At 50.1% G+C, this 18,596-nt stretch carries 10 protein-coding genes; 7 read left to right on the forward strand and 3 right to left on the reverse strand.

The window, feature by feature from the left end; all coding sequences use genetic code 11:
- Window positions 1–5 precede the first annotated feature (5 nt).
- On the reverse strand, window positions 6–2,348 hold the full coding sequence (locus tag QMO62_RS27355) for a helix-turn-helix domain-containing protein (protein ID WP_284645663.1): 2,343 nt from the start codon (window positions 2,346–2,348) through the stop codon (window positions 6–8).
- A gap of 304 nt (window positions 2,349–2,652) precedes the next feature.
- Between QMO62_RS27355 and QMO62_RS27360 the strand changes: the two genes are divergently transcribed.
- From QMO62_RS27360 to QMO62_RS27375, 4 genes are all read left to right on the forward strand, one after another.
- A complete protein-coding gene (locus tag QMO62_RS27360) occupies window positions 2,653–4,215 on the forward strand; it encodes an extracellular solute-binding protein (protein WP_284645664.1) in 1,563 nt (520 codons plus the stop codon).
- Between the two features lie 75 nt (window positions 4,216–4,290).
- Complete coding sequence (locus QMO62_RS27365) at window positions 4,291–5,190, forward strand: ABC transporter permease (RefSeq protein ID WP_284645665.1); 900 nt, start codon at window positions 4,291–4,293, stop codon at window positions 5,188–5,190.
- A gap of 19 nt (window positions 5,191–5,209) precedes the next feature.
- Complete coding sequence (locus tag QMO62_RS27370; RefSeq protein WP_284645666.1) at window positions 5,210–6,079, forward strand: carbohydrate ABC transporter permease; 870 nt, start codon at window positions 5,210–5,212, stop codon at window positions 6,077–6,079.
- A gap of 57 nt (window positions 6,080–6,136) precedes the next feature.
- Window positions 6,137–10,663, forward strand: coding sequence for an Ig-like domain-containing protein (locus QMO62_RS27375; RefSeq protein WP_284645667.1), 4,527 nt, complete (start codon window positions 6,137–6,139; stop codon window positions 10,661–10,663).
- A 60-nt stretch (window positions 10,664–10,723) separates the two neighbouring features.
- Here QMO62_RS27375 and QMO62_RS27380 read toward each other — a convergent pair whose 3' ends face one another.
- Entirely contained in the window at window positions 10,724–11,281 is a 558-nt protein-coding gene (locus QMO62_RS27380) for a DJ-1/PfpI family protein (RefSeq protein WP_284645668.1), read from the reverse strand.
- Between the two features lie 294 nt (window positions 11,282–11,575).
- On the opposite strand from QMO62_RS27380, the gene QMO62_RS27385 reads away from it, so the two are divergent.
- Window positions 11,576–11,746 carry a hypothetical protein gene (locus tag QMO62_RS27385; RefSeq protein ID WP_284645669.1) on the forward strand — a complete coding sequence of 57 codons (171 nt, stop codon included), beginning with the start codon at window positions 11,576–11,578 and terminating at the stop codon, window positions 11,744–11,746.
- Between the two features lie 294 nt (window positions 11,747–12,040).
- A complete protein-coding gene (locus QMO62_RS27390; protein ID WP_284645670.1) occupies window positions 12,041–13,180 on the forward strand; it encodes a response regulator in 1,140 nt (379 codons plus the stop codon).
- A gap of 18 nt (window positions 13,181–13,198) precedes the next feature.
- On the opposite strand, the gene QMO62_RS27395 is transcribed toward QMO62_RS27390, so the two are convergent.
- The gene (locus QMO62_RS27395) at window positions 13,199–16,267 is read right to left on the reverse strand and encodes a hybrid sensor histidine kinase/response regulator (RefSeq protein WP_284645671.1); all 3,069 of its coding nucleotides are present in this window, start codon (window positions 16,265–16,267) and stop codon (window positions 13,199–13,201) included.
- A gap of 276 nt (window positions 16,268–16,543) precedes the next feature.
- On the opposite strand from QMO62_RS27395, the gene QMO62_RS27400 reads away from it, so the two are divergent.
- Entirely contained in the window at window positions 16,544–18,562 is a 2,019-nt protein-coding gene (locus QMO62_RS27400; protein WP_284645672.1) for a bifunctional diguanylate cyclase/phosphodiesterase, read from the forward strand.
- The last annotated feature ends 34 nt before the right edge of the window (window positions 18,563–18,596 follow it).

Consider the following 18,596-nt stretch of genomic DNA (forward strand, 5'->3'; position numbering starts at 1 on the left):
ACAACTCATTCCGGTTGTTCCTTCCCCTGGGCAAGAAGCTGGTCCGCCGCTTGCTGATGACGAAATTGCCCTGGTGTTAGCCCGCTGCGGGATTTAAATATCTTGCTGAAGTAGCTGACATTGGCGTAACCGATCTCACGGCATATCTCCTCCATGGAGAGGTGGGGCAGCTTCAATAACTCCATGGCCCGCTTAATCCGGAGCTGGATCAAATAGTCGTTCACGGTCATCCCAGTAGCATCCTTGAAAATTCGACTTAAATAGGACGAGCTGCGCTGCACGTATTCGGCGATCGTATCTACCGATATATTCTTGTTGAAATTCTCATTCATATAATCCGTCGCCAGCTGCAGAGTAACATCCGTCATCTTGGAACGCTTCTCCCGATGATAAGCGATGATCCGGCTGCACATGTCTAACAGGCACTCTTCCATGTCCTGCAATGTTTCCGCACGAGCCAGAGCGTCCGCACAGGACGGCTGTTCGCCGAACGCCGCGGACATATCGCCCCCGGCTTGAACCAATGCCTTCACGATTTCCCCGCTCAATTGAAAATATAACTGCTGAATGTTCGCTTTACTCAGTTTCTTTTCAATCACGGTTCGGGTGACTTGCCGGATAGCGGCGGTGCACACCTCCATGTCCGTTTGGAGCAGAGCCTGCAGAAGCTTCGTTTCCAGCCCATACGGGTAATAATAAGCTTCTTCCTCCGCCTTCCCAATGTCCAGTATAGAGTAAGGGAGAATTTCGCCTTTGCCGATGTAGATTTTCAGATTGAGTGCTTCCAGCGTGTCCTCATAGGCAGCTCTTACCGATGCCTTTCCCGAATAGACCCGGCTGACGGCAATCGTTACAGACACACCGTAACGTGCAAGCAACTGCTCCTTCAGGTCTTTAGCCTGCTCTAACGGGTAGTCCTCCTCCTCCGATGGAACAGAGAGGAGAATCACCGTCCGTTTATCATCCTTGGCGAAGATCTCACCATTAACCCGCGCCTCTATCTCTTCCATAAGCCCGTAATGGAACAAGTGGTAATGGAATGCACCGTCCGGTCCCTTCAGCGGATAAGGCTCCTCAAGCTCCATGGTCAGCACGGCAAACCTGGTGAAATCCACCCGAAGTCCCAACAGCTCCGCCGCGTGCTCCGAACCGCGGTCCGAGCCGCTTTTGCCGCCCCCTTGGATCAGATCGTTTAAATATTTCTCCTTAATAGCTGTACGATTATCGGTTAGCAGGGAGTCGACCTTCCGTTTCTCCCTCATCAGCGTCTCCTTGTTGCGGGTCAGCTGCTCAAAGATATGACGGATGAAGCCGGCCTCATCACCCGCAGGCGGGGTTCCCATAGCGTTATCCCGGTCTGAGGACTCGGAGCCGCTAATATACGAAATCACGCTTTGAAGCGGCCCATACAATCTTCTAGATAAATAAAAGGAGATGGCGAAAGCAGCTGTTATATAAATCACGGCCACGACGAATACGATGTACTTAATCCGGTTCATCCCCTGCAGGAGCACAGAGCGCTCGGTAATATCGACAAAGCTCCAGCCGGTCAGCCCCGAGGTCGTATAGGAAACGATCCGGTTGGAATCGTCGATATAGGAGCCGTTCCCGGCGGACAGTCGCCCTAAGTCCAAGCGCTTGAGCAAGGCCTCCCCCGTGGCGCTTTCGGAAAACAGTATCTCCCCGCGCGACCCCAGTACCAATGTCGTACCTTTCTTATTATGGTAATGGCTTAAAAAGTCGGCAAACAGCAGATCCAGCTTCAAATTGATCACAATGGCGCCCTCCACCTGACCAATCAACGGCATTTTCTGGATCAGTCCGGCAGCGGGACGGTCCGGGGCGAAGCCGTTCGGCCTCCCGGTGATCCAAAGCGTGCGGGATTCCGATTCCTGCTTCCATACATCCAGCCAGGAGCTGTCCGCAAAGGTGGAAATAGGGGAGGTCTTTACTTCAGGACGTGAAGTCACGACAAGCCCCAAGGGGGCGTAATACAAATAGATGGAGTCGATGTAAGGACTGATTTTTTTCTGCTCCTCTACGAAGCCTGCTAAATCAATCAGGGAACCGACGCTTAATCTGCCGTCGATCGTGTGGTACAAATAAGATTGAGTCATGATCATGCCGATGGCTGCATTCTTAATGGCGGCCAGCTCCTTATGAATGAGCTCCTGCTGCTGTGTCAAGATCGACTCGTTGTACCCGATGGAGTTTTGGATGCTGTTGTCCGCCGAGATGGAATAAGTGACCGTAGCGATGAGGATGACGGTGACGACGGCTATAGCGGTCATGGATAGAAGCAGTTTAACGAACATCGTGTTATTGTTGATTGATCGGTATCTCCACATGGCAATCACCCCTTATCCCCATGGTAGCGTTTGCATAATTGAAAGACATATAGACACACTGACAGGGAAATTATACCATAGTTACGAAATCTGAATAGAGGATGCCCGGAAAACATACGAAAAACAGAATAACATAAACCGTTTCCTACAGGGGTTATGGCCAAAAACATAAATAGAATCGAAATAAAGGATTGTAAAGCTGAAAACGTAAGACTATCGTATAGATTGTAACCGCTCCCATCACTCGGCCGGGTGCTTTATCAGGATGCGGAATCATTCAAACGCAGTACAGGGGGAGATTCCTTTGAATAAAAGAGTTCGAACGATAAGCTGTGCCGTTCTGTCGGCGAGTATGGCAGCCGGCTTGTTAGTGGGCTGCAGCTCGGACGGAAATGAAAAGACCACGCCCGGTAACAATCCAAGCGTAAGCTCCGGTTCCGCCAAGCCGGTGGAAATCACTTGGGGCATTCACTTTCAAGCCGCCGGAGTAGTGAACGACTCACCGGTTCAGAAGTGGCTCGAACAGAAATTCAACGTGAAAATCAAACCGGTGAAAGTAACCGATGCCAGTATTGCTTCCGGAGAAATTCCGGACATTTTCATGCTGGGCGATCCCGCTAACGTAGCGGCCTACCAAAGCCAAGGCGTACTAATGAGCCTTGATCAGAGCATGTTAAAGGAAAACATGCCTGAGTATTATAAGGATATTGAAAAGAACAACGCTCTTTTTCAAACGGTTACCTTCGGTAATAAGCTCTGGGCGATTCCCATGTTCATCGACCTGAAGCCGTATGATCTGGCCATGCTCTGGCGCAAGGATTGGTTGGATAAGGTCGGCATCGAGAAAGCTCCCGAGACGCTGGAAGAATTCGAGAAGGCTGTCTATGCCTTTGCGCAGAAGGACCCGGACGGCAACGGGAAGATGGATACCTATGGCTTGACCGGAACGGCAACATCGACCTGGTCCTCCGGTTTCTATTCAATCTTCGGAGCGTACGGCGTGGAGCCGACCATGTGGCACGAGAGGAACGGACAAATCGTCAACGGTTCTATCATGCCGGGGACGAAGGAAGCCGTGGCCAAGCTCCGGCAGTGGTATGCCGATGGAGTGATTGACCCTGAATTCATAACCGATACACAGGATTCGTACAGGAAAAAGCTGTACAACAACCGGATCGGCGTCATCGAGGAGCAGATTAGCAAGGGGGCGCTTCCTGATTCCTCAACCGTGACGGAAATGAAGTCCTTGAATCCGAACGCCAAGCTGGTATTCGCCAAGAACCCGAAGGGTCCCGGCGGCGACGGCTCGTGGGACTGGGGGGTTAAGAGCAACTTTGTCGTCATCGGCAACAAGGTGAAGGACCAGCCGGAGAAGCTTCAGAAGCTGTTTGAAATTTTGCGGGCTCAGAGCAGCGATGAGGAAACCATCAATATGACCAGCCTTGGGGTGAAGGGAACCCATTGGGACTTCGCGGAGAACGGCGCAACCTCCGGTGCCACGAAGTTCTTGGCCGGCTTCGAGAAGCAGGAGCAGCGCGACCAAACCGGTGTTCGTCTCTTTTCGCTAGGCAATATCACGACCCAGACGTATCGCGAGAAGTATTCCAATCCGAAGCTGAACGACGCGATCAAAGCCACTTCCTCCGCCCCGCGGTGGACCGATGCGCTTTTGTTTTCGGCACTGCCTTCCGACGCGAAGTACAAGAAGGACCTGACATCGCTGATGCAAAAATATTTCGCCCAAATCATCAGCGGGGAGCTGCCGCTCAGCGATTTCGATAAATATGTAACGGAGTGGAGGGCCAAGGGCGGCGACCAGCTGACCAAGGAAGCCAACGAGATGTACCAGAAGCAATTCAAAAAATAACCCGGGCTCGGCTGTTCCACAAGGCCGGATTAGGCTCTTGCGGTCTTGCCAGTCCGTGTTTCAAGGAAGTGTAGCATGAGAACTATTACCAAGCACGGTGAGCTGCTCGCGCTGTTCCTGTTTTCTTTTGCTTTTTTCTTCATCTTCAAATACGGACCGCTGTACGGCGTGATCATTGCATTTAAAGATTTCCGGGTAGTAGACGGCATTTGGGGGAGTCCGTGGGTTGGATTCCAGCATTTTGCAGAGTTGTTTCGTAATGGCGACTTTTACCGTCTTCTAAAAAATACCCTTCTCCTGAATCTGTATATGCTGATGTTTGCCTTTCCTGCTCCGATCGTTCTGGCGCTCTTGCTGAATGAGGTGCGGTCCCGGTATTTCCAAAGGTTCATTCAAACGACGATGTATTTGCCCCATTTTGTATCGTGGGTCATCATGTCGGGTCTTATCATTTATTTTCTCTCACCGACCTCCGGGGTTATTGCTGAAATTGTGGGGTGGTTCGGAGGGAAGCCTGTGTTCTATATGGGGAAAAAGGAGTATTTTCGAACCATCGTTGTGAGCTCCGCCATTCTCAAGGATTTGGGCTGGGGCTCGATCATCTACTTCGCCGCCTTGTCGGGAATCAATCCGGAGCTGCAGGAGTCGGCTATCATCGACGGAGCGAATCGCTGGCAGCGAATGACCAGGATCAATATTCCGTCGATCATGCCTACGGTAGCGATCATGTTTATTTTAAGTCTGGGAGGTTTCTTAAGCGCAAATTTCGAACAAATCATCAATCTGCTCAACCCGGTCACCTATGAAACCGGCGATGTCATCGATACTTATGTCTATCGGGTCGGTCTGCAGCAATTCCAATATAGCTACACGGCGGCCATCGGCCTGTTCAAGTCGCTTGTGGGACTACTGCTCATATTGGGAGCCAATCTCACGGTGAGGAAGCTCAGCCGCGGAGAGAGCGGGTTATGGTAGAAGCAGGGGGAAGTACGTCATGAAGGCAAAACAATGGCAGGACCTTATCGCTCCAGCTATCATCTACGCTATGTTATCGTTATTGGCACTGATCGTTGTGTATCCGTTTATCCACGTGATTTCGGTATCCTTCAGCGGCCGCGGGGAAGCGCTCCGCAGCGGGTTTCATTTCATCCCGCGGGATTTCGAGTGGGCAGCTTATAAGGAGCTGCTGGAGTATCCGTTCATCTGGACGGGCTACATGAATACGCTGTTCCGTATGTCTGCAGGCACGCTCCTGACGCTGCTGGTTACCGTCTGCGCCGCTTACCCGCTCTCGCGTCCCGATTTCCCCATGAAGCGTATTCTGGTGCTGCTTCTTCTCTTCACGATGATTTTTGACGGGGGCATTGTGCCGAACTATTTGTTAATGAAGGAGCTGCACCTGTTGAACTCACGATGGGTCTACGTGCTGCCGACAGCGGCTAATGCTTTCCAGGTGCTTGTGATGATCTCGTTTTTCCGATCCATACCGGACGCGCTGATTGAAGCGGCCCGCATTGATGGTGCTAGGGATATAAGGATCCTGTTCCTCATTGTACTGCCGTTGTCAATTCCGTCGCTCGTAACCATAGGGCTCTGGTCGCTGGTTCACCATATCAACGCTTTTATGGATAATCTGCTGTACGTCACCGATCAGTCCAAATTCGTTCTGCAGCAAGTGGTCCGGCAAATCCTCATTGAAAATAAGCTGGATCCGTTCACGACAGCCACCGATACGACTCCCCCCGCCCCGGAAAGTCTGAAAATGGCTGCAGTCATCGTCTGCACTTTACCGGTGATAGTGTTGTATCCGTTTTTACTTCAATACTTTGAGAAAGGAACGATGATTGGATCGGTGAAGGGCTAGAGCCGGGGGACCTAACGGGTCCCTTTCGGAAGTTCAATTCGACTTGGAGGGATGAAGATGAGAAGAAGAAAGGTTATTGTCTTATGGGTCATTGTCTTGCTACTGTTTTGTTTCCCGTTCACCGGGGCTCAAGCGGAGGAATTCTCGGACTCGGGTGCCACCTATTATGTATCGGTAACCGGAAATGACTCCAACCCTGGAACACTCGAGGCTCCTTTCCTTACCTTGGAGAAGGCAAGAGATGCCGTGCGGCAGCTGAAGCAAAGCTCCGGGCTCCCTGACGGCGGCGTCACGGTCTATTTAAGAGGCGGCAGCTACAATCGTACCGGTAGCTTCCTGCTGGAGGGGCAGGATTCCGGAACCGCGGATAAGCCGATCAAGTACCGAGCCTATCCCGGAGAATCGGTTCGGTTGAACGGAGGCAAAAAGCTGGAGAAGAGCTGGTTCACCCCGGTAACGGACTCTTCCGTCCTTAACCGAATCATCAGCACGGACGCCAGAGCGAAGGTGCTTCAGGCCGATATGATGGGTCACGGCATTACTGATTATGGCGTCATCAGCCGTCATGGTTATTATAAAGCAAATGACGTCAGCCAAGTCCCTCCCATGGAGCTGTACATCGACGGCCAAGGCATGACGTTGGCCCGCTGGCCCAATAACGGTACCGTCCAGATGGGAAATATTCTTGATCCCGGGCCGACTCGAAAGGACCCCGATCTGCAGACAAGAGGAGGTACTTTCGCTTACTCCTACGAACGGCCGGAGCTTTGGACACAAGCGAATGATATATGGCTGGATGGCATATTCGGGTACAGCTGGGAATGGTCGTACAACAAGGTCGCGGCTATCGATACGGCCAATAAGACCATTACTTTAGCTTATGGGGAAATGAGCGGTCTGTTCAAAAACTGGTACCCCGATTTCCATTTTGCTCAGAATTTATTGGAAGAGATCGATATGCCCGGGGAGTATTACATCGACCGGAGCCGTGGCATTTTATATTTCATGCCGACGGCCGCTTTTCAAACGGATGCACCTGAAATTACCGTCTCAATGCTGAAGACACCGCTTATTAATGCCGTCAACACGTCATATGTGACCTTCGAAGACCTGATCCTAGAGAACGGAAGGGATTCTGCAGCAGTCATTATGGGCGGCAGCCATGTTAGGTTCTTGCATTGTGAAATCCGCAACTTCACGAACGGCGGCGTGCTGATCAACACCCAAAGCAGGTGGCTGTACAACGACTTCGCCAAAGCGACAGGGGTGAACCATGCCGTCATCAGCAGCCATATTCACCATATCGGTGGAACGGGAGTCATTCTAAACGGAGGCGATCGGCTTACCCTGGAGCCGGGCAACAACGCGGTGGAGAACAGTCACATCCATGATTTTGCCTACTACCATAAAGCGTATAACCCCAGCGTAATCCTGACGGGAGCAGGGAACCGCGTATCCCACAGCGAAATTCATGACGCGCCCCATCCCGGTATCCTGATCTTCGGCAACGACCATCTGGTGGAATACAACAACATCTATGATGTATGCAAAACCTTCTCGGACCTCGGCGCGATTTATATGAATCTGGGCGCTTCGCCGCATGAGCGGGGATCGGTGATCCGCAGAAATTACTTCCATCACATAGGAGAGGGCAAGGCCGGCGTGCAGGGAGTCTATCCTGACAATTTCACCATGGGATTGACGATTGAAGAAAATATTTTTTACCGGATGGGCAATTCCGCCATTCTTAACAACGGAGGTGCTCATATCCGTACCCGCAACAACCTCTTTATCGACGCGAAGGTTCCGTACGATTACGCGGATCTCTACTTGGGCAGCGGCCCTGACCAGCAAATCTCTAAAAATTACATGCCCCAGTGGAAGGCTCTGTTTGAAAAATATAACAACTTCGCCGGAATGCCGCATTTAGTGAAATACCCCGAGCTGGCAAACTTCTTCACAGAAAACCGGTATTATCCGGACACCAACACGTTCCAGAATAATGTCGTGTACAATCCAACGAAAACAAGAAGCAGCACTACGAACGCGCAGGGGGCGTATGATAAATTCAATCTGGTCCAATACGCGAAAAACTGGATAACGGACCGTGACCCGGGCTTCGTGAATTTAGCAGGCGGTGATCTGAATCTGAAACCGGATGCGGAGGTATTCCAGCAGATCCCGGATTTCCAAGCGATCCCTTTCCATGAGATCGGCATCCATGGCAAGGCCGGACCCTATCTGGCTCCGGAAGTGATTCCTGTACAACATGTCAAGCTGTATGATGAGAATATTACTATCGGCATCGGCAAATCGTATACGCTGTACTCGGCCGTGCTTCCTTGGAACGCCACAAATTCGAAACTTCAGTATACTTCCAGCAACCCGTCGGTCGTGAAGGTGGATGCGGACGGCAAGCTGAAAGGGGTCAATCTGGGAAGTGCGGTCGTCACCGCAGTCTCGGCCGACAATCTGCTCTTACAGGATGAGGTGATCGTTACCGTCGAGGTCGGCGATGGGATCATGGATTATACGGATTTTGAGAACGGACGCAACGGATGGCCGAGTGATCCGAATCGTAGCATCGTCGAGGTTGACGGAGGCAACCATATGTATAAACTACTGAAGGGCGCTACTGCGCTGAATGAGAACGACTTCAGTAATTATGAGCTGACCTTCAAGCTGAAGATTCCGGCTGAAATACCGGAATTGGCCACATTCTACGTGTTCGACAGGCTGAATCCGAGCGGCAGCGGCGGCAGAATCGGATACCGGAAGTTCGCGGACGGTACCTCCTCTTGGATTCTTTATAATGCCGCTTGGGGTACGGTTAAGCAGAACACGCTTACCACCCAGGATCTTCTCCCGGATACTGTCTACCACATAAAAATGATCGTCAAGGGGGCGGAGATCAGTGTTTACGCCAACGGCAAGCTTAAGCTGAAGGCCTCCGACCCGACATTCAATGCTTCCGGTAAGGTCGGATTCTATGCCGGCGGCTTCAGCTATCTCATGTTCGACGATATCAAGTTCTCCGTTCCCAATACAGAGGTTGCCGGCTTGCTGCTGGATAGGAGCAGCATCAACATGGTAGTAGACGAACGGCAGAAGCTCCAGGTCCAATTCGATCCTTCAGATGCTTCCAACCGTTCCGTCCTCTGGCATTCCACCCATCCGGAGGTTGCCACTGTCGATGCGGAGGGTACGATAACCGCTCTTGCGCAAGGGGAGACCGAGGTCATCGTTACATCAGCTGCCAATCAGGAAGCAACAGCTGCCGTCCGGATCCTGGTATCGGACATTTTACACTATACTGATTTTGATTCGGGAGCGAACGGGTGGCCGGTGGATCCGAATCGCAGCGTTGTTACGGTGAACGGCAATAAGATGTACAAAATCGTAAAGGGAGCCTCCGCGCTTCATCCGAAGGTTTTTACCAGCTATGATCTAAATTTCAAGCTGAGGACGCCTGCAGCGATGCCAGACCTGGGAACCTTCTACGTCTATGACCGTTCCGCCTCCGGCAGCTCGGGCAAGATCGGATACCGGAAATATGAGGACGGCACTTCACAGTGGATTCTCTACAATGCGGCATGGGCTGTGCTCCAATCAAAAAACTTAGCTTATGAAGATCTGAAGCCGAATACAGAATATCAGGTTCGAATAAGTGTCGATGGGGCCTCAATTCGGGTGTTTGTGAATGGCGAACTGAAGCTGGAGGGAATGGATCCCAAACACAATCCGACAGGAACGGTGGGCTTCTATGTGGGCGGCTTCAGCGAATTTTGGTTTGACGACATCAAATTTACGCTGATAGACCGGACCGCCCCTGTGACCACGGCTTCGATGACGCCGGCAACGCCTGACGGTGCGAACGGGTGGTATACTACCCCCGTGACGGTTGCCCTGCATGCCTCTGATGAGGGTTCCAGAGTGACAAACAGCGTGTATAGCACGGATGGCGGCGGGACATGGGCGACTTACACCGGCCCCATCACGTTCAGCCAGGAAGGCCAATACACGATGTTATATCGTTCTGTTGATTTGTTGGGGAACAGAGAAGCCGCTCAATCCCTAAGCTTCAAGCTGGATAACGGGGTCCCAGAGCTATCCGTTGCTCAGCCTGCCGCCAAAGCCTATGCGGACTCGGAAACCTTGACACTATCCTGGGCAACAGCTGATGCGATGTCCGGCGTGGCGCCCGACAAAACGATCGCGCACCTGGACGGTGTGACTGTGGAGCAGGGATCCGCTGTTCCACTGTACACGCTGCCCTTAGGCTCCCATACGTTCAGGGTAAACGTCAGCGATGCTGCCGGGAATATGCAGGATACTACGGTAACGTTCTCTACATATGCCGATGTAAGTTCACTAAAGACATTGATCGACGAATTCACTGAAAGGTCCTGGATTGACAATATGGGGATTGCTAACAGTCTCATTCAGAAATTGGATACCGGTCAAACGGAAGCCTTTCTACATGAGGTTCAAGCGCAGACCGGAAAGCATATCCGAACGGAAGCAGCTTTGTATCTACTTCGGGACATCCACGCAATCCTTGCGAGGAAGAGGATAGAAGAATAATAGCAAAGAGGAGGCTGTTCCACTTGGGGAGCCCCCTCTGTTCATACTTTATTGTCAGTTTTATTGGAGCAGCTTGAAAAACTCCCGCATGAAGCCAGGCAAATCCGGCCACGCATGACCGGTGACCAAGCGGCCGTCCACATGCAAGGTTTCCGAGCCGTATACCGCGCCGAGCCGCTCAACGTCATGGCGGCAGGCAGTGTAAGCCGTCATCGTCTTGCCTTCAAAATACCGGGTGTCCTGCAAGGCAGAAAACACCTGCGCCGCATGACAGATTGCCCCGACCGGCTTGTTCTCCTCCAAGAAGTGGACTAGAATTCGCGGAATTTCCGCGTGATTGCGGATGTACTCCGGTGCCCTTCCTCCGGGAATGATCAGTCCTGCGTAATCGGCCGGGTTCACATCGGCAAAGGCGATATGAGCAGGCAGCAGGTGCGCCGGCTTTTCCGTATACGTCTCCCAGCCTTCCACGAAATCGTGAACGACAGTGTTTAGCACCTTCTTGGTCGGAGCTGCAATGACCGCCTCATAGCCTTCCTCCAATACCCGGAAATAGGGGTAATACACCTCTAATACCTCTGCTGCGTCTCCCGTTACAATAAGGATCTTCTTAGACATCAACGTCTCACTCCTTGGAAATTTATGGGCACTCATTTTTTATTATGCTATTAAACTAGACGCATTGTAAATGGGTGGGAATTGTCGAAACTAACCGAGTCCACACAAAGGTGAGCAGAAGGGGGGAGAGCTTCCATGACGTCATAACGTTTTGTGGGATTGACGTTCTACTCTATGATGAGTAAAACTCGTTACCGCTCACATGTCCGAAGCAACTGTTTGCATAATTTGGTAAATGGTAAGATTGGCAATGTATCAACCACTATTTGTATTTGAAGGGAGAGTAAGTTTTACATGAAAAGTTGGAGAAAACGTTTGATCACGGGGACGCTGGCCATTGCGCTGGCTGCCGGAGGAGGGCTTACGGCCCCAAGCAAAGCGGATGCCATGTCGGCGATCTTCCCGCCTTGTGACGGTTTCATGGACTGCATTTATACGGCGAATTGGTATTACTTCCATCGGTAAATGAAAAAGAATGCAGCCCGCTGAGACTCACTTTCAGCGGGTATTTTTTTGGCAGTGGATCCCCACACGTAGACTCGCCCGAAAGAGGGGAACACCCCCCTAACGTGAATCCGTAGATTGCATTTTGGCCGAACTTTCCGACCAGGTAATGCTTGCTTACAGTATTCCCATTAAAATCGGAGAAGTAAATAAAAGGGAAGGCACCACCAGTCCAGCTATATATCCACTTTCTTCAAGAATTGATATAATTGGAATAGGAATACAGGATAAAATATTGGGTAACAAGGAGTAACTATGAAAGTAATACTGGTGGATGACGAAAATTTAGCCTTGTGCTACTTGGAATATCAGCTGATGAACAGCGGCTATGGTCCGATTGAAATTATGGGTAAATTTACCAACCCCTTTGAAGCTAAACAATTCGCAATGAAGAATGACAGCCTTCAAGTTGTCTTTTTGGATATCCATATCCCTGAGATAAGCGGACTTGAATGGGCTGAGCAAGCCTTAGAATGGAATCCCCATTTACATATTGTATTTGTAACCGCCTATGACCAATTCGCCATCTCAGCGTTTGAGTTGAATGCTTTGGATTATTTATTGAAGCCCGTTAAAAGGGAGCGACTAGTCAAAACCCTGCAACGTATAGAAGAGCGTCTCCGCGAGTCAACTGCGCCGTTACATCATAACAAAGCCGGGCTGCGAGTAACCATGCTCCAACAGCTGCTGATCGAGGAAAAACCGGGGCAGCTTTCACCATTACGGTGGCGAACAACAAAGGCTCAAGAGCTGTTTGTTTATTTGCTTCAGCATCGAGGTCAGATCATACGTAAGACAACCCTTGCCGATCTGCTCTGGCAGGGCTTCGAGCCGAGTCGCGCGAATTCCCAGCTCTATACGGCAATCTATCATATCCGCAAGACATTAGAGCCGTTTGCACATCATCTGGAAATAGCTAGCACGTCGGAAGGCTACATGCTGTCCCTCCGAGATGTCACATTGGATGTGGAGGAATGGGAAGGGCGAATCGGTGCCAATGTGCCGATTACTGCGGAAACCGTCCAAGAGCATGAGCAGTCTATAAGCTTATATAAGGGAGATTACCTGGAAGAATGCGATTATTGGTGGATTGAAGGGGAACGGCACCGGCTGAAGATGTTATGGATTCGAACCGTCCTGCAACTTGCCTCCTGGTATGCTTCCTGCGCTATGTATGACCAGGCCATAGAGAAGTATGTAGAAGTAACCCGGCGTCATCCCCAAGCGGAGGAGGCGCACTTTGCCTTGATGAAGTTATATGCCGATATGGGGCAGTCCCAATCCGTACATCGCCAATATGAGCAGCTCCTGAACGTATTGTGGGAGGATCTTGGCGCAATGCCCAGCCATGCTATCACAAATTGGTATCAGCAGTGGAAGAGCAATAAGGAATGAGCCTTTGAGGTTCATTCCTTATTTTGGTATTCTAAAGGTTACGGTCGTGCCATGATTCAGCTTGCTCTCTATCTCCAGTCCTCTGCCGTACAGCTGTTTAAGGCGCCGGTTCGTATTGCGAAGTCCAATCCCGCCCTGATCGCTTGTCGGGGAATCGAGCGCTTTTCTCATCTGGTCGGTATCCATTCCTACACCATTGTCGCGAACCGAAATATTTATATCATTATCGTGACGGGCTATTTGGATGGTTACCATCCCTCCGGAAGAACGGGTTAATAATCCATGTCTAACCGCATTTTCCACTAACGTCTGGATAGAAAGCGGAGGCACTTGAAAATACAGCTCATCCTCAAGCAGCCACTGGACCTCAAGCCGCTCCCCGAAGCGCTCTTTTTCAATATACAAGTAACTTTGGACAAGCTCAAGCTCACGTTTAACGGAAACCACGCTGTCGGTATTGTGAAAGTCAAAGCTAGTCCTCAAATAGTTGCTGAAATGCTCCAACAACGCCTGCATCCTGGAGATATCTATTGTTCCCAGAGCGGAAATAGTGTTAATGGTGTTATAGAGAAAATGGGGCTGAATCTGGGCTTGCAGCCACGCGGCCTCAATCCGTAACCGCTCTTCTATCGAAATTTTAAGCTCTGTCCATGCACGAACACGAGACTTCAATTCCAGAGAGCTTACCGGTTTGGTCACATAGTCGTTGGCCCCCGATTGGAAGCCCGCTTGGATATCTTCCGGTCGGCTGCGCGCTGTTAACAACAAAATAGGTAGCTCGGAAGCCGAGTATCGTTCACGAATGATACGGGCCAGCTCGTACCCGGACATGTGCGGCATCATCGCATCCATAATCAATAAATCAAAATCAGCCTGCTCCAGCTCGGCCAATGCCTCTGTGCCGCTAAGAGCGGTACTGACCTCATAATGCTGTCCGCCAAGCATATCCGACATGATTTGTAAGTTCACAGGATCATCGTCAATTACCATGATCTTAGGCCAATTTCGAATGAGAGTCTCTTCCGTCATCCCGCCGAGCTCCGGAGAAGCCTCTGCGGCAGCAGCCGACTCATCCATAAGGTATTGCGGGATATTTTCCAAGCGATTTGTCTGCTCATCTTCCCCGGACAAAGGAATGGTAAACGTGAAGGTCGAGCCTTCACCAAGCATTGATGTCACATGCAGCTCTCCGCCCTGGAGTTCGACAAGCTGCTTGCAAATGCTTAAACCAAGCCCGAAACCGCCATAGGAGGACGTATTTGTATTCCCCTGCTCATAAGGAAGAAACACACGCTGCTGCGCATCCTCGTCCATGCCGATTCCCGTATCGCTGATTTGGATCCGTGCCATTCCGTTTACAAGATCGGCGCGGATCGTAATTCTTCCTTCATCGGTAAATTTAACGGCATTATGCAGCAGATTAAAAATAATTTGCGTGAGCCGGTGCTCATCCGCCTTGACGGAGGGAAAGCGATCCGGTATATCCACTATTAATGTAATGGGCTTGCCTTCAAGCAGGAACCGAATCATCTCAACCGTTCCAGAAACAACAGATTGAACCCTTACATTCCCCAAGCGTAATTGAAGGGCTCTGTCCTTCAAACGTACAATATCCAGCAAATCGTCTACCATCAGGGACATACGCCGGGCGACCGAGACCTGCAATTCCAATCTAGCTTTCTGCGCTTCATGGACAGGGTGATTCGGATCGTCCAGCAGATTTTGGGCAATGTTGATAATACCATGAAGCGGATTACGCAATTCATGTGACGTATTGGCCAAAAATTCGTCTTTCACTTCGTTTGCCTGCTTAAGCTCTTCGGCAAGCTCCTTCGTACGAGCAACAGAGCGGAAGAAGCGTTTAAACCAGAAGGCGGCAAAGGCCAGCACCGTGAAAATAAGGTCGAACGGATAATGCATGAGTTCGTAAGAAAAAATTCTGGGACTGAATAGGGTCCAGAAAATATTCATTCCAAGACTGGTGCAGCATATCAGCAAATAAATAACGTCTTCTTGTTTTCTGACGGCGGCCCGAAGAATACTGCTTGAGACGACGACGGATAGAACCAGTACCGCAACCAATAAGCTGCTCATTGTAGGCAGTGTGAGCTTGGATGGGAACAAGGCGACAAAGCCGGCATAAGCTGCACAAAAAATAGAAAACCAACGGATCGCCGGGATATTTCCGTGTTCCGGGAACATATTCTTAAACAGCGGGGGCAGGAAGGCCATTACACCTATATAAGAAAGCAGCGTAATCTTAACGGTTACCTCGAACGATTGAGGAAACCAAAGAAAGAGCAGCCTGTCGTCTGCCGCTATAACGCTTATCAGAGCACAAAAGATGGTTAGTGCGAAGTAATTCAACCCACGATTTCCGGCACCAAGAAAATAGAGCATCAGCGCATACGATGCGTGTACGAATAAGACAACACTCAGCAGGAGCTGAAGGGTAACGGAGAGTAGGGTTCGGTGCTCGACGGCTTCCTGAGTTCCGAATCGGATGGATTTCACAATTCCGCCTTCGCCCGCATGGTTGGAAACGGGAATCCATATGTCTAAGCTGCTGCTATCTCTCGGCAAGGTTACGGTATAGGGAATTCTACGGGCCTCGTAGGAGTCGGGGGCCTCTGCAGGAAGGCCTGTACCACCCGCCAGCTTTCCGTTTACATAAACAGCCGAAGCATTTTTAATCCCATTTGTTCGGATACTATAGGAATTTTCTTCATGCTCATCCAGCAGAATACGAAGTCGATAGGTGCCGTAACGAAACGAAGTATTCTCTGAAGGTGCCTTATCAAAATAGGCATCCCACGCGCCGGGCACAGCAATATATGATTTATTCCCTTGGTGCACCTGTTCCCGTGAAGCATTCTCCACAGAACTGACAATCCGATTGGGGTAAAATTCCCACTCCCCGTCTATAACGATAGTTCGGTCTTTCGGAAGCGTCCAGCCTCGAAGGTCGAGGACTCCTCGCTCCACTTTCGGATGATTCACCGGCTGCTGCAGACTGACCACAGATAAACGCAATGCCGTGATTCCGATGATAAAAACGGCGATGATCAGCACCATCTTCCTTCTCATAAGAACATCATTACCCCAGTCATATAAAATGTGCAAGTTTAGTTAGCCTCAACTGAAATTACCCGGGATTCGTATCCTGGAAGGCTCACCACGTACCCTTGCCCTATTGTACACTCTGGGTTTCTATTATTTCCAGTATTATTCGCTACGGAAGATTGTCGAGAAATTGTAGAGGTGACTATGTCATAATAAACGAAACCGTCGGACATGCTTCAAGAACTAGAATAGATGGGGATCAACTGTTGTGAATGCCGTACAACAGCGGGAGTGAATAATATGTACATCGAGGGCAGTTACAATTATTATATAGTCGCTTTATCGGTAGTGATTGCGATCCTGGCATCCTATTCCGCTTTGAACATAACCGCGAAGATTTCGCATGCCCACGGAAGAAGCCGATTTTTCTGGCTGCTCGCAGGCGCGTTTGTTATGGGTAACGGCGTATGGTCCATGCACTTCGTCGGCATGCTGGCTTTCCATCTTCACGCAACGGTGGAATACAATATATGGCTTACCTTACTTTCCATGCTGGCCAGCGTCATCTCCTCGTTCATAGCCTTCTATATCACCATGCCAAAAAACATCAATTGGGTTAAAATTGCCGTAGGCGGTTTGGTCATGGGCTCCGGAATTGTCACCATGCACTACATGGGAATGGAAGCTATGATCATGACTGTCGACCTGTCTTACGATAAGAAGCTTTGGACCGCCTCGGCGATCATCGCTTTTGCAGCTTCTTATGCCGCGCTGTTTTTGTTTCTACGCTTTCGCAGTCAGCCTTCGGCGAGTTGGCTTAAGTGGCTGTCTTCTATAATAATGGGTTTTGCAATCTGCGGAATGCATTATACGGGGATGAAGGCGGCCCAATTTCATGGACATGACGGGATGACCGAGCAAGCCCCTTCCGTTGACATCTTCTTGTTATACGGTGTAACGGTTACTGTATTTATCATTTTTTTCATTTCTTGGGGAGCCATCTATTTTGACAGGCATGTTCTTGAACGAATGGCCTATCAGGACACCATCACCGGTCTGCCGAACCGTAATGAGATGAACCGTTTTTTTTCTATGCATAATGGGAACGAAACGATAGGCATTCTCTTCCTGGACCTCGACCGGTTCAAAGCTATCAATGATACCTTAGGGCATAATATCGGGGATTTGCTTGTTCAAGAGGTTGGTTCCCGATTGAAGGAATTTATTCGCACAGACCAGGTTGCATTCCGAATCGGCGGAGATGAATTCTTGATTATCATAAAGAACTGCAACCAGGAGCGGGCGGAGATTGTAGCCAACGAAATCCTGAAAAGCATAAAGCAAGTATATTATATCGATGGAAATGAGCTTTATGTTACGGGAAGCATCGGAATCAGTATCGGTACGATTCAGGAATCCGACAAGCTGCATCTGCTCAAGACCGCTGACACGGCGATGTATAAAGCCAAAGGACTTGGAAAAAACCAGTATTGCGTATACACGGAGGAAATGGGCTTTCAAGAGGTCCGCAGGATGGAATTAGAAAAGGATTTGCAGCAAGCGCTGGAACATAGGCAATTCTATATCGTTTATCAGCCGAAGTGGGATGTGAGAACGAACCGATTATACGGGTTCGAAGCGCTAATTCGGTGGCAGCATCCGAGATTGGGACTAATATCGCCGGGAGAGTTCATTCCGATTGCGGAGGAGACGGGACTTATCGTTCCCATGACCAGGTGGACGCTGGAAGTGGCATGTCAGCAAATGAAAGAATGGCAGTCGCAAGGAATTGTGCAGCCGGTATCCGTGAATCTCTCGGTGCGTCTATTCCACTCCGACAGCTTGGCGGAAATGATCGAGCACACATTGAATACCGTAGGCCTTGAGCCGCGGTATCTCGAATTGGAAATTACCGAGTCGATGGTATTTTTCGATATCAACGACATCATACGCCAGCTTCAGAGCATACGGAACCTTGGGGTTAGGGTTTCCATGGACGACTTTGGTACCGGATATTCTTCCATCGGGCTGCTGGATCGCCTCCCGATTGATGCTTTGAAGCTGGACCGATTGTTTACGAACGATCTGAATACACCAAGCAAAAGGGCTATTATTCATGCGATTATCCTAATGGCCGAAAATCTCAAGCTTGATGTGATCGCCGAAGGCGTCGAGCATCAGGAGCATATCGATTTCCTGACACAGCTCGGCTGTTATGTGATGCAGGGATATTACTACGGCAAACCAATGGACCATCAGAATATGGAGCTGTGGCTGGAGCGCTACAAAAAAACGAAGCATGATTCTATGGATGCATGACATTGTACTAAGCTTGTAACAGTGGAAAAGTAAG

The organism is Paenibacillus silviterrae (assembly GCF_030167925.1).
Lineage (GTDB): Bacteria > Bacillota > Bacilli > Paenibacillales > NBRC-103111 > Paenibacillus_G > Paenibacillus_G silviterrae.